The sequence below is a fragment of the Nostoc sp. FACHB-190 genome (assembly GCF_014696905.1).
Lineage (GTDB): Bacteria > Cyanobacteriota > Cyanobacteriia > Cyanobacteriales > Nostocaceae > Nostoc_B.
This window is the reverse complement of record NZ_JACJQW010000079.1, coordinates 1-13339: the sequence shown is the minus strand read 5'-3', so window position 1 is coordinate 13339 and position 13339 is coordinate 1. Positions and strand designations below refer to the sequence as shown.

General features: G+C 38.1%; 16 protein-coding genes. 7 read left to right on the top strand and 9 right to left on the bottom strand.

All coding sequences use genetic code 11. The features are described 5' to 3' along the window. Nucleotides 1-172: 172 nt before the first annotated feature. Entirely contained in the window at nucleotides 173-1423 is a 1251-nt protein-coding gene (locus tag H6G28_RS35350; protein WP_190595242.1) for an RNA-guided endonuclease InsQ/TnpB family protein, read from the top strand. Here H6G28_RS35350 and H6G28_RS35345 read toward each other — a convergent pair. Beyond that, on the bottom strand, nucleotides 1368-1829 hold the full coding sequence (locus H6G28_RS35345) for a metallophosphoesterase family protein (protein ID WP_242048780.1): 462 nt from the start codon (nucleotides 1827-1829) through the stop codon (nucleotides 1368-1370). The two genes, H6G28_RS35350 and H6G28_RS35345, sit on opposite strands and share 56 nt — an antisense overlap. A gap of 81 nt (nucleotides 1830-1910) precedes the next feature. Beyond that, nucleotides 1911-2165: a metallophosphoesterase gene (locus tag H6G28_RS35340; RefSeq protein WP_242048782.1), complete on the bottom strand. Its 255-nt coding sequence runs from the start codon at nucleotides 2163-2165 to the stop codon at nucleotides 1911-1913. Between the two features lie 279 nt (nucleotides 2166-2444). On the opposite strand from H6G28_RS35340, the gene H6G28_RS35335 reads away from it, so the two are divergent. Together H6G28_RS35335 and H6G28_RS35330 are read left to right on the top strand one after the other, a co-directional pair. Beyond that, the gene (locus H6G28_RS35335) at nucleotides 2445-3680 is read left to right on the top strand and encodes a hypothetical protein (protein WP_199331703.1); all 1236 of its coding nucleotides are present in this window, start codon (nucleotides 2445-2447) and stop codon (nucleotides 3678-3680) included. A 17-nt stretch (nucleotides 3681-3697) separates the two neighbouring features. Further along, a complete protein-coding gene (locus H6G28_RS35330; RefSeq protein ID WP_190595237.1) occupies nucleotides 3698-4489 on the top strand; it encodes an alpha-ketoglutarate-dependent dioxygenase AlkB in 792 nt (263 codons plus the stop codon). 68 nt (nucleotides 4490-4557) lie between these two features. On the opposite strand, the gene H6G28_RS35325 is transcribed toward H6G28_RS35330, so the two are convergent. The 7 genes from H6G28_RS35325 to H6G28_RS35295 form a co-directional block, all read right to left on the bottom strand. Continuing rightward, nucleotides 4558-5001, bottom strand: coding sequence for a hypothetical protein (locus H6G28_RS35325; RefSeq protein ID WP_190677853.1), 444 nt, complete (start codon nucleotides 4999-5001; stop codon nucleotides 4558-4560). Between the two features lie 281 nt (nucleotides 5002-5282). Further along, nucleotides 5283-6458 carry an SMI1/KNR4 family protein gene (locus H6G28_RS35320; RefSeq protein ID WP_190677852.1) on the bottom strand — a complete coding sequence of 392 codons (1176 nt, stop codon included), beginning with the start codon at nucleotides 6456-6458 and terminating at the stop codon, nucleotides 5283-5285. Nucleotides 6459-6538: 80 nt separating this feature from the next. Continuing rightward, a complete protein-coding gene (locus H6G28_RS35315) occupies nucleotides 6539-7588 on the bottom strand; it encodes a WD40 repeat domain-containing protein (RefSeq protein ID WP_190677850.1) in 1050 nt (349 codons plus the stop codon). A gap of 47 nt (nucleotides 7589-7635) precedes the next feature. Continuing rightward, nucleotides 7636-9060 (bottom strand): hypothetical protein, encoded by a 1425-nt coding sequence (locus H6G28_RS35310; RefSeq protein ID WP_190595118.1) that lies wholly within the window; start codon nucleotides 9058-9060, stop codon nucleotides 7636-7638. Nucleotides 9061-9133: 73 nt separating this feature from the next. Then, complete coding sequence (locus H6G28_RS35305) at nucleotides 9134-9883, bottom strand: hypothetical protein (RefSeq protein ID WP_190595119.1); 750 nt, start codon at nucleotides 9881-9883, stop codon at nucleotides 9134-9136. A 71-nt stretch (nucleotides 9884-9954) separates the two neighbouring features. Continuing rightward, nucleotides 9955-10689: a hypothetical protein gene (locus tag H6G28_RS35300; protein ID WP_190595120.1), complete on the bottom strand. Its 735-nt coding sequence runs from the start codon at nucleotides 10687-10689 to the stop codon at nucleotides 9955-9957. Continuing rightward, on the bottom strand, nucleotides 10680-11105 hold the full coding sequence (locus H6G28_RS35295; protein WP_313934720.1) for a hypothetical protein: 426 nt from the start codon (nucleotides 11103-11105) through the stop codon (nucleotides 10680-10682). Before H6G28_RS35295 ends, H6G28_RS35300 begins: the two co-directional genes overlap by 10 nt. 28 nt (nucleotides 11106-11133) lie before the next feature. Between H6G28_RS35295 and H6G28_RS35290 the strand changes: the two genes are divergently transcribed. The 4 genes from H6G28_RS35290 to H6G28_RS35275 all read left to right on the top strand — a co-directional run bounded on the left by H6G28_RS35290 (nucleotide 11134) and on the right by H6G28_RS35275 (nucleotide 13167). Beyond that, on the top strand, nucleotides 11134-11355 hold the full coding sequence (locus H6G28_RS35290; RefSeq protein WP_190595127.1) for a hypothetical protein: 222 nt from the start codon (nucleotides 11134-11136) through the stop codon (nucleotides 11353-11355). Between the two features lie 20 nt (nucleotides 11356-11375). Beyond that, nucleotides 11376-11825, top strand: coding sequence for a hypothetical protein (locus H6G28_RS35285; RefSeq protein WP_190595121.1), 450 nt, complete (start codon nucleotides 11376-11378; stop codon nucleotides 11823-11825). Nucleotides 11826-11979: 154 nt separating this feature from the next. Next, the gene (locus H6G28_RS35280; protein ID WP_313934721.1) at nucleotides 11980-12375 is read left to right on the top strand and encodes a ribosomal maturation YjgA family protein; all 396 of its coding nucleotides are present in this window, start codon (nucleotides 11980-11982) and stop codon (nucleotides 12373-12375) included. A gap of 204 nt (nucleotides 12376-12579) precedes the next feature. Further along, nucleotides 12580-13167 carry a hypothetical protein gene (locus tag H6G28_RS35275; RefSeq protein ID WP_242048750.1) on the top strand — a complete coding sequence of 196 codons (588 nt, stop codon included), beginning with the start codon at nucleotides 12580-12582 and terminating at the stop codon, nucleotides 13165-13167. The last annotated feature ends 172 nt before the right edge of the window (nucleotides 13168-13339 follow it).

Sequence of the window (13339 nt, the reverse complement as noted above, 5' to 3'; positions counted from 1 at the left end):
CATGGCTGTTATCAATCGCTCAATTACTTGTCTAGATTGAGTTTTACACGATTTTTGACCACTGCAAATACCACACTTGACAATTTCTCCTTTTCCTTAACTTGTCACCAATGGGAGGAAACTAGCAATTTCTATGTTATGCTTTTTTATAGCAAACGTTGTTTACTCTAATATGTTAAGAGTCGTCAAAGTCAGGTTATATCCAGACACCCAACAGCAGCAGTCACTAGCACAAGCTTTTGGTAGTTGTCGTTGGTTATGGAATTATTGCCTGAACTTGATGAACCAGACATACAAGGAGACTGGTAAGGGGTTATCTGGATACGAAGTTAAAAAGATAATTCCCCAGTTAAAAAAAGAATATGAGTGGTTATCGCTAACTTACTCACAATGCTTGCAACAAGTTTGCTTGAATCTTGGAGTAGCTTTTAATAATTTTTTTGAGAAACGGGCTAAATATCCTAGATTCAAATCAAAACATGGTAAACAGTCAATACAATATCCTCAAAATGTCAAAATTACTGATAATTCTGTGAGTCTCCCAAAAATAGGAGATGTCACAGCGATGATTCATAGACCTATTGAGGGAAAAGTTAAGACTGTAGCCATATCTAAAAACTGTTCTAATCAATACTTTGCGGCTATTCTTTTTGATGATGGTAAAGACAAACCTTCTGCAAATACAGAAGGCAAAGCGATAGGTATTGACTTGGGATTAACTCACTTTGCAGTTACTAGTGATGGTTCTAAGTTTGATAATCCTAGAATACTCAGCAAACATGAGAAGAATTTAAAACTTAAACAGCAGCAGTTATCTAGAAAGCAGAAGGGTTCTAATAACCGTATTAAAGCCAGAAATAAAGTTGCTAGAGTTCATAGAAAAATAACTAACTGCCGTGAGGATTTTCTGCACAAGCTATCTCGTAGGATAGTCAACGAAAACCAAGTTATAGTGCTTGAAAATCTTAATGTTAAGGGCATGATGCAGAATCATAAACTAGCCAAGTCTATACATCAAGTTGGATGGGGAATGTTCTGTACCATGTTGAAATACAAGGCAGAAATGGAAGGGAAGATTTATCTTGAAGTTGATAGATTTTTTCCCAGTTCAAAAACCTGTCATGTTTGTCTTAATCAAGTTGGTAGTTTGCCACTTGATGTAAGATTTTGGACTTGTGACAATTGCCAAACTAGGCACGACAGGGATGTGAACGCAAGCATTAACCTCAGAGATGAGGGTCTACGCCACTTGCTTCAAGCCGGGGAACCCGTCCAACGCAGTGGCTCACGAATTTTGACCTCTGGAACGGGGGATAAAGCCTGTCGCCCAGATGTAAGTCGTAGTAAGGGAGGACGCAAGAAATCCACTACTGCGCTTTCTGTTGGACAGGAAGCCTACACTGTATGCGAAGCATCAGTGTAGGTAGTTCACCTGCTTGTACTTGAACAATTTCAAAACTAGGTAAAATTATGGCTGTCAATGTCCCACCATGACAGGCTCCAGTATCAATACCGTAGGTTTTTTGGGGAATTATGAGGGGATTATCTCCAACAACGCGATGACCAAAAATTACTGGCTTAACACCTGTATATAACTGACTCCAAAAGGTATCTCCATAGTGCTTTGCCAGATGCTTTTCACCCGCAGTGCAACCACATAAAACCTCTTCCCTTTGTTTCTCGATGGGTATACCATCTTCCACCGCAGCATGAACTAAAATTGCCGATTCGATTTCGTGATAATAGGGTAGATGGCTAATCCATTCTAAAAATTCGTCATAGCTGTCGCCAAATTGTAATTTGACAATTTCCTGGCCTGGATTTCTCACAAGAGAGAAATCCAGGTTGGGAGGGGTGGGAGAATGGTGAAAAAATCTTTCCCCCCACACTCCCCACACTCTCCACACCCGCTAACCATACGTGAGAAATTCGGGCTGGGAGTAGGAAAGAGTTTGCCTGAGATGTTTGCGTTCGTGATTACCCATTAATACAATAGTGTTGGGGCGATTTTTGAGAAAATCATACACCTTGACTGAATCAGCACCGCGATCGACAATATCCCCCAAGGAGACTAAACAATCTTCCTTTGTAATTTCTGCTTTGGCTAATAGTTGAAGCAGTTCTGTATAGCAACCATGAATATCGCCAACTACAATTGTTCGCATAACTCAAGTTCAATCGAATAAATTTAGTGTAGCATTAACATACTACTTATTGTAATACTTGGTGAAAAGTTGCGGAGGTATGAAAAGCCAGCAGATGATTCGTTGCGGGTTCCGCAGGAGCATCGCAGAGCAACTTGTAATTGCTCTATTTACATTCTCGCAATTTCGCAGACGGGGATTTGCTCGCAAATTACTCGCGTTAAGATTGTCGTGGAATGCAAGATTGCAAGATAGACCGTTTGTAATGTTTAACAGAATATTGCAGAAATTATGATGAAAATGAATAATACTGAAAATAAAATTTCTAAAACAAAATTATTTCTATTAGATTTATCAAATAATACAGAGGCTAATCATGAATTAAATTATTTACTTAAAAACTTTTGTGGTACAGTTATCAAAAGTTTATCTGATATCAACATGAATTTACAGATAAACAAATTATTTGCTTGCGGTGATATTAGTAGTTTAAGTAATACTTGCTTAAATATATACATTATAAAAGAATTGTCTTTTAACTATGAAATGCTAAATAACCCAAGTTTAAAAATGATTAAGATTGGTCAGGTACCTATCATTATAAGTCAAGCTGGCGTTTATTATAGACAATTATTTAATGATGACACAGATTACTTCAATATGATAAAAACTGAACATACTTTTCAAGAATTAACAGAATCTAATAAGCCTGGAATCGCCTTGAGAAAAGGTATATATCTTACGGAAGTAACTAAAGAAATAAATAGTGAATATGTAGAAAAAGAAAGACTTTACTTCAGACTTTTAAGATGTTCTAGTAATTTTACTGGACCTACTGATAACTTTCGCGCTACAGATTACAAAATAATGAATGCAATAAACCATGCAGCAGAAGATGTCTTTGAGCGAAAAATAAAACTAAATCACGTACTAGCTCAGGTTTACGAAAATAAAAGCAGAGATGAATTAACTCTTAAAAAAAGTAAAGCAAAAATAAAAGCACACTCTGACAAAACTAAAGATATGCCAAAAGAAGCATTGATTGCGTTTTGTACATTTTACGATCGAGAGGGTTTTCAACATCTAAAACCTTCAATTAAAGATAGATACGATTGGTGCAACAAAAATATAAGCGGATTAGCAGCACTGCATTTTAAATTAAAATCAACAATTATAGATACAAATCTAGAAAAAGAATTTACAGTTGTCTTATATCCAAATTCTGTATTTATCATTCCATTGTCTACTAATAGATATTATACTCATGAAGTAAAACCTTCTATTTTGAATAGTGACAAAATACCTACTAGACTAGGTTATGTGGCTCGTTGTTCAAATGTAGAAGCGGTGTATTTTAATAATCAAACTTATATTATAGAAAATAAAGATTTAATTAAATTAGAAGCAATAACAGAATCTAAACAACAAGATTTGAAAGAAACTTACTATGAAGAAAACTGTACTGAAAAAATGGTAGATTATGGAAAAGTTGATTTCAGTATGAATCTAGGAGATTATCAAAGACCTATATACTAATAAAATAAATAAAATCTATGAAGACAAAAGATTTTTATGTTTTTAGACTGGACATTGATGACAATATATTTGAGCTACTAACTAATTTAATTGAACTTGAAGATATTAACAAAGGAAGAAAAGGTGGCGTATTAGTTAAAAGTGAAGAGCGGGGAATTCCAATTGTTAGAAAAACCACTAATTACAAAAACCCAGCATCTCATTTTACTCAAATACATAATACCATCATAGAAAAATTAAATAAACAAATTCAACAAGAGACAAAAATAAAGCCCTTTGAGTTTAATAATGCATTAATTGAAGTCTATGATAGAGAATATTATAAGATGGGTTATCACTCTGATTTGGATATGGACTTAGAGGATGATTCATTCATTGCTCTTTTTTCTTGTTATGAAAATGCATCGAACTTATCAACCAATGCTTTAAGAAAATTAAAAATAAAGAGTAAGGCTACTTCAGAGGAATTTGAAATAAGCTTACCAAACAACTCTTTAATATTATTCTCATTAAAAACCAATCGCGAATTTGTACATAAAATTATTTTAGATATTTCCAAAAATGAGATTACAAAGTTTGGCACAAATCGATGGTTAGGGCTTACCTATCAAAAATCAAAGACATTTATAAAATTCAAAAATGGATTGCCATTTTTAACTAATGGTAACTTACTAAGAGTGGCAAATGATGAAGAAAGAGAGGCTTTTTATAAGTTAAAAAAGCAAGAGAATGAAGTTGTCAATTTTAATTATCCAGAAATAAATTATACATTAAGTATAGGTGATACTTTAGAACCAATACTGGTATAAGGTTCTGGCTAGAATTGCAGAAACCTTATGAGGAGAAAGAAAATATATCTCCACATTACCGTTCTCCGTCAATGGGAACCTACTTGTTTTACTTCTCCGTTCATGCTCAAAGTTTGGATAGTATCAAATGGATTGTAATGTCCTCTTTCCCAGTTTCCATTTTGGAAAATAAAAGATAGATAAACCCATTTCTTATGAGCATCTTGGATGACAAGGTTATCGCCCTCTTGGGGTGTATAGTCAACATCAAAGCAATTTCTGTAATTGAGATTGAGCAAAACCCAATCGTCCGTTAGTCCTTTGCCTATATCCGCCGCAGGAAGTTCGTATAGCCCTTCCATCAGCGGCTCGTCGTCGCTTCTATATCTTTTAAATGTAGATAAATACCATCGATACACCTTGGGAGTCGTTGCTTGCTCCTGTTTGTATCGCCTCGAATTTTTGTTATGCACAATGAGTTTTTCTTTGTCCTCGCAAGTGCATAAAATGAAGCCTTTGTCAAAGTCGCACATAATTGTAGATACTAAGGATTGATGAACCAGTAGACAGGAGATGTTTAAGAGCTAAGAAAATGTATCTCTACACTACCGTTCTCCCCCCTGCACCACTGAAACTACTGCTCTGTCTACTACCATCTGAAAATAACCAATTTTTACAGGCGAGCGACTTAAACATTATCCATATAAAACTATGCGAGCAGAATATGTATAGTAATTTTGAACACATTAAAAGCAATACTAGTAAACGGTCACAATGAAACAATTGATACTTATATTAGGAATAGGAATTTTACTTATACCTGTGAAGGTAACTTGCGGTTCTCCTGATGCAGACTGTGCTCAACCACCATTGCCATATTCTTAATTCGCCATTGGTTGATTTTATAATCTATTTCACTGCTCATCTTCACTTGCTCATTTGTGAGTTCAGGAGAGATATCGATTCCGATGGTTTCTGCAAGGAGTCTGGCAAAATTCACAGAATGAAAGTATGGATAATCTCGAATTAATTCCCCAGAGCGAAGAAAATCTAGTAATCCTTCAATTGTAGATAACCCATATTGAATATCATCTAGAAAATCCTTGAGCCATTGTTCTGGGGAAAACTCACAAAAACGAATCCAATCCCCCTGAATTTCCACCTCGTATCCTTCCTGGGTGAGAAACAAATCCCGCACAGGATTATCCCCATCGACAATTCGTAACAACCCTGGATATTGCTGATTTCCTGGATTTTTGAGCCAATCCCTCGATTTTGCTGCTTTCAACTTTGCGAGGAACTCAGGTAAAGGCTGATTCCATACTTGGGCAGAATTGTTTGCCATAACTTCCTCAGCCGACCAGTAATTTCCTAGCCGTTCCCAATTGCCACCATTGCAGACTTCTAGCAAAAATGTTCTGTAAACTTCAGGCAGTTTAATTCCATGTTGTGCTTCTAACGCGCTCAACTTTGCTTCAGAAGCAATTGGCGGATTAGTCGTGATTTGGGCATAGCGATTGTATGGATCGAATTTTCGCAATCGAGCGAGGGTAACGTGAATTCGTTCGGGAACAGTCAACCATTTTCGCAGGGGTAATTGGCAACCAAAGTGACGCTCCACTGTAAAAATGTCTTGATCGTATACTCTCACCCTTCCTTGCGGGTCGTGAGAGAATTGAATTTGTAACTGAGTCAACACCTGACACAATTGCTCTGCCTCATCATCAGTGGGAAATAATCCCACAAGATGGGGATGCTTGATTCTCTTAATCTCCTGATACATAAACTCACAAGCTTCCGCCTCATCGGTAAATTCAAACAGCAGTTGTTGAACCGCACCACGCTCGGTGTAAACGACTTGCCAGTTATCATCCCTTTGAATCAAGCAAATCTCATCATCACCCATTTGGCGAATCTGATACAGGCGACAGCCTTCGCCCCAAAGTTTGAGATCGAGTAACTCTGCATTCAGATATTGAACTTCCCACATTTACTCACCTCGAAAACACCCATCTCAATCACCGCCAGTTATGTCTTCACTTGTTATCATGGGTTTTCCCGCTACATTGATTAGGCGATCGCAACCACCTTTATCCCTTGCTTGGTGGCAACAATAGCTTGGAAAGATGTGTAATCAAACACCAAAGTATTAACTACTGCATCTACGTCATAGGTTTTGATTATTTCCCCTGTCTGAGCTGACAGCACTGCCAGAATTTGCCCTACACCACACAATAACCTGTTGTTACCCAGCCAAACGATATTACTTTGCCAAGGATTTAATCCATCATGGTCATGGTACAACCGAAAGAATTGACCCCACATTTTCTCCCGATATTGTGACGATTTTTCCCATTTTTTCCATATTTCATTGAGTGGTTCCTGCGTTTGCGGGGATAAAGTGCTTAATATCGAGCGTTCAAGCTGAAAACTTAATAAATCAACACCTTGATATCGATATGCAGTATAAGCCAGACGCTGACCATCTGGGCTAAAACTCAAGTTGCCACGATGACAACGCACACCACCTGAATATTCCCCCAAATAGGTTAATTTATCCTCAAGCATACTGTCAATTCTGTAAAACTGATGGGACTCATCCATGTCTACAGAATTAACAATGAGAAACTGCATTTGTGGATCGATGGCAAAAGCAGCATTATAATCTCGCCAACGACGCAACCAACGAATCTGCTCACCGCTTTCTAAATTAACTAGATAAATATCTCCCCAACCCTCACCAACCAATAAATAGCCCTGGCAAGGTGTTAATCCTAACCAGGAAATATGAGTACATTTACCATGTCCATAATACTCATCCTCCTGGGAATTCTCCTCATAGGGTGCATGGGGTAAGTCAACTCGTTGCAAAACGGACAAATCATCCCAGCGAAGAATCTCAATCCCAAATTCTGGCGTAACCTCAGAAGGAGCCACAGCAAACCTTTCCCCATCCGGTAACAAAACAATACTTGGTACTGATTCAAAATCATAGGGTAACTCGATTTGTTCAATTATCCGGGGTTGTTGGGAAATATCCCACTTCACCAAAGAATGGGGGTATATTGGTGCGATCGCCTGTTTCCTTACCGCGTCGTAAATTAGTGCTTTGCAATCCATACACCTTGCCCTCCTAGCCATCGCCATTAATTTTGAATTTTGAATTGTTAAGACTCCCCTTGTTCTGCCCGAAAAAGCCGGAGGAATCCCCCATCAAACCATTCCCCATAGTGAAATCGGAGTTCCCCGGATAGTAGCATCTGACCTCGACAGTAGAGAAAGTAGGTTTCTTTAGGGAAATAACTTTGCAAAGGGAGCAATCCTTGTTTCAACGCCGTTCGCTCCCCATTTTGCCAGAGTCTTGCCAGGTGAGATGCTAAACAGTTCAAGAAAAACTCAGCTTTAGGCAAGGAAGGATCTGTTCCTAAAGTGAGCAACTCATCTTCTCTTCCTCTCCAATCAACAGACATTTCCCAATCTTCGACGGGAGGTAAGCAGGATTCCAGCGAAGCCCAGACAACTAACTCTAGGTACGTCGGCTCATTCACGTTGGTAAATAAGGCATTTGCATTTATCGTCATTGTAATTTCTAAAACCGTTAACAAGGCGATCGCATTGGGATACACATTTCCTGTCACGAGTCGATACTGCTTCCCATCGCCTTCAAAGGGAATCGTATACGGGTACTGCAATTTTGCTTTTTGAAAATGCTGTAAGCAAAGCTGATGAAAGTCAGGTTGAGGTAGTGGTGGATCAAAAAACATCCAATCTAAACACAAACTATTTTTTTCTTGGCTCACAGAAGCAGCATTTAAATAGCGCCATAGCTTTTCAGCTTGAATGACGCAGCGTTGCAGATTTGGATAAGCAACTAGACGAGCAAGAATTTCTGCTGAGATTTCACGGTTGAGTAGGTTGGCGATAGCCATCTGATGCAGCAGTTCATATCTAATTGCAGCAACCTGATTGGGTGTATATAAGCGTGCTTTTTCTTCAAAAAATAGTAGATATATACTAGCAGCTTCCTCAATCTCAGATAAAATCTGGGGAATTAGTAAAGAGTGAGTAGGACTCACAGCAGATGCAAAGCGTAAATTCCACTGGGTTTCATTGAGCAGTTCAATTCCCTCAATTTCTTGCAGATTCCTCCAATTCCGCGCAACCTGTATCACCTTCAATGCAGTGTCATAGGGAATACCATACATCGGATAGTAACTTCCCGGATGCCATAAACAAATCGGTTCATTGTAAGACTCGCCATGCTTTTGAAACAGCTGATCGATCAGTTCCCAAATCGCCCAATTTTGATAAACTTGCGGTAATTTCCAACTGGGATAGCGAATCAACTGCTGGCAATTCCTGACAAAGAAGCGATTATCCTCATTCTCGTACATTTCACGCGCCTGAAAGCACTGCCAAAAAGTATCATGATGGGCATGACGCGCCAAAAACTGAATTAGGAGCGAATCGTCATATCGGGTTATAGCTTTGCGACTGTGGCGACCAGAGAATAACACACCTGAATCGCTTTGTGCGATCGCTAGTGTATACCCATCAATTAGAACAAAGGTTTTTCCATGCTTATCTCTCATCCAGCAACTGGTTCAAATAGGTGAAAAATGCTGTAATAATGATTAAATGCTTGAATTTCTCCAACCTTAACCATTAAAGAGGTATGAATTCAGCATTTTCTAAAGCATTCCTCCAAGCGATACGAGCAGCCATACGATAATCAAAGCAACTACAGATAGATTCGTGATAACTGCCATTAAAGACAGTAATTTTTAGGGATGAAAAAGCTTTATTTTCTAGATGAGAATATTTAATCAGCCCATCGATAATTCCTTCGATCGACTCTGAAATATATTCGTCAATAATATCTGTCTCATTTGGAATTTGCCAAATAATTTTAATCTGATTGTTCTCTAAATTCTGTTCTAATTTGAATGCAATATGAGCGGGCTGACCGATATAAGAGTTACCTATAGTAAATTTACCCTCAGCAATTAATGGTTCTTTAATTGAATAACGTTGATACTCACAACCATGCCAGATATCTAATTCAATTACATTCTGAAATGTTTCCCAACTATTTACTACCCAATGCCACTTTTCCACATATTTACAAATATCGTACCAAGCGGAGTTACGAATATGTTCATAAATTTTCAGCAATATATATAATTCACGAATATCCTGTTTATTCGGCTCCTCTTGGATAACTAATTTCATTAAACGTTGAGCAACTGTGATAGTTTCCTGGGTAAATAGCTCTTCTGAGTCTTCATCGTCTTCATATTTTCCTAATTCTGGTTGCTCATGTAGTGACTCAATTATTTCATTTAGCCAACCAATCTTTTTTTGTCTAGCTTCATAAGTATAGTCTTTTGCCCAGTATAATTGTTTGCGGTTCATATAATCAAATTGTTTCTAATAATAATTGTTAGATATATTATACAGAAAGTACTATAATGGTTTTACTAGGTCTACCATATCTCATCTAGCAAATTTCGTTTTCTTTCTAAAGGAATTGCGGGACAATTTTCAATAAACTGCTTCAACCTAGCCTCGGACAAACCCATTAAATATTTTTGGAAAAGAAGATATGGACTTTGCTGAGAATTCAAGATTGAGATCGATTTTTCAATTTCATAAATCTCATTATTTAAAAAATTGAGATGCATTTGTAACCATTGCTTCGGCGCATAGCGTTCCATCACAACATAGGTCAACAACGGTTGTAAGCAGATTTGAATTTTTACTTCATGTCCTTCTTGTGTCAGAAATAACCCGTAAGTGTCTTGTTCGGGAGGATACAACCCAATTCGTAATAGTCCTGGAAGGGCGTTAATTTTCAGGAGATAGGGTAACTCGACTGCATCAGATTGCTTTCCTGTTGCCAGAAATTGACGAACGAAATCAGGCGGTGACTGATGCCATAACTCAGCACAATTATGCTGCATGATTTCATCAATTGTCATCCAGCAGTCGCGCTCGGCACAATCCCAACACCCTCCATTTCCCACCTCTAGCAAAAAAGCAGCATAGGCGAATGGTAGCTGAATTTCCAATGCTTGTAGAATCGCCATTGAGCCAAGCGGTGGATTTAAGTCTATTGTCAAACATATTCCCTGCGGATCGAGGTATTTCAAGCGATCCAACGCGAAACGAATCTCCCTAGCAACTTCAATCATTGCAGTTTGATGGGCGGTTAAATGCATAGCTCTAACCCAGAGACTTGCTCCAAAAACATAGTAGCAAAGGATTCACAACGAGGCATGATTTTTGGAAGTTCAACCCGTAGCAGTGCGATCGCCGCATCAACATCCTCACGATCACAGTATAAATGTTCTAGATGATACCCTAGTACAGCTTCAGGTATTTCCGTACTCCCACAGCAGTTGTGAGCAACCCAAGCGATGAAGGATTTTGTTGAGCCATCGCATTCGATATCCAACAAATAAGCTCGAATAAAAAATTCCTCTGAGTAGCCAAGGGCAATTGGAAGCGTTTCAATCAACCCTTGTTTGATGCATACTTTCGCACCTTTAGTGGCAATTTCCAGTAAATCATCAGCAGGCTTTTCAATCGCCAGAATCTGAGCATCAGCCCAAGCGATGAGGTTCTGCTCAGACACCAACCCAATACTCCAAAGGGTGAGTGCGATGCTCCGTAGGAGCCGCTACGCGATCGCTAAAGGACTTGGATTTTCCAGTGACATACTCCTCACATCTTCCACCCAAAAAATGGTGAGATTAAATACTCAGCATAAAGCTAAAAGTATTAATTTATCGTTAAAAGCAAACAAAAATACTGTAGCTATATCGCCCAGATTTTCGATTTTGCTGTATGTATACGTAAATGTGCAAGATATTAAGTTAACCTAAATTAGGATTTATTAGCTCAAATGTTCCCAAAACTAAGATGGCGATCGCGTAGCGGCTCCCCGGTCGCATCGCTGCTTTTCATATTTCCCTTGGTGGTGTTTGGAATTTATCTGCTGCAACCGGCTACCCCCGCACCTTGTGGAAGCCTGAAAAAATTTGGCGCGATCGAGCAAGAAGGACGCTGCATCATAAATCGTAACGTTACCCTGGAAGGCAATCTCAAACGACTGCCCAATCAACTAACCGTCAAAGGCAACCTAACTATTAGCGGTACGTACATTGAAGAACTGCCCAATGCAATGGTGGTTGACGGAAACCTTTTCTTGTACAAAACTAGCATTGCCAAGCTTCCCCCAGATTTGCAGGTTCAAGGAAGTTTCGATCAATATAGTGGATTTGGTTCTCCAGGGGTTAAATGCAGTGCAATCCCTAAAACTGCTTTTATCAAAGGGAATCGCAACTGTCACTAATTGCGATCGCAATAGACTACAAATCAAATCTGCTAACTGTATGTCGCCACTCAGCAGACTTTGCCACACTAATTCACTAATTGGATTCATCAATTTAGTCCAATTTTAAAGAACAATGTTACAATCCTGGCGAATCAAAACCAGGAAATCAATCGTGCCTAAACAATTTTCTAATCTCAAGTGGTTGAGATTTAATCCTACCTCTTTCACCCTGTTTGCGATTCTATTTGCAATAGTTGTGATAATTGCCCTCTTCTTCCGAGATGATTGGATTAGACCGTTACTGGGCGACGTTTTAATTGTCATGGTGATTGCTTACTTTGTTCATGCTTTTATTGCAATTCCACTACGGAAGGTTACTATTGGAACTCTTATCTTTGCCTACTTGATTGAGTTGCTTCAGTTTCTTAATCTCATTGATATTTTAGGCTGGCGAAACTCCCATCTAGCTCATTTAACAATTGGATCTACTTTCGACTGGCGAGATTTGGTTGCTTATACGCTGGGGATTGCGATCGTTTTCCTCACTGCGAATCGTTTGAAGTCATAAACTACTACTATTTTCCTCTTTATCGAGTATTCATCATTGCTTTAATATGGCGTAAACGCCCCAGATTTCAACGATTTAGGCATTGCTTCCTTCTGGTTTGACTACCAAAAAACTGTGACTATTATCAGAATTATATTTGATGATAGCTAATATCTTCAACTTGGTTTTCTGGATTTTTTATATATTTTCACGAAAATTTTCTATATGAATACTCAAAAGAATATCAATATTTTTCCTATAAATCGTCTCACTTTCTACATATACATACTATCTATATTCGGTTTTATATCCTTGATTTCCTTGATTTGGTTATCGGGAAATACTAAATATTCACTCAGAGGAGGAGCATTTAGTAGTTTTTTCTTGACGATTTTAGTCCTAATTATTTCTATTACAGCAGTTATCCTAATTTTTAAATCAAATTTGTCTCGGTGGTTAAAATTCGTATTGTCTATACCTCAATTCTTGGGGATAATGCCCTTAACTTTATTTATTTTTCAATTGTTTGTAGTAATTTTTATTTTTGGAGCAGGATGTAGAACTGACTTTGTTTCTCCTAGTGGGAAAAAATCTATCGCAATTGACGAGACATGTTATATGGACTGTCATCATGCTGTTTTTAGACATTATTGGATACTGGAAAAAGAAATCGGCTCAATTTCCAATAATTCCACGAGAAGATGCAAAACAGAGGATGATTTCCAAGTAATTTGGAATTCTGATGAAACTGCAATTAGATTGAAAGAAAATAATCATTATCCTCAATCTGAAGAAAGTTTATTAATAGATTGACTGGAATTGCAAGAGGGAGCAATGCTATTTGACATCGAAAATTTTCTAGGAAGTCATAAACTAGTACAGGTCGGCGGAAATAAACAGACCATATTAGTGGGAAGATAAAGAATCAGGATAAAACCCGTTTTGAGGCGCGGCGCAAGGAATCAGGGTGTGGCTAGATTAACTC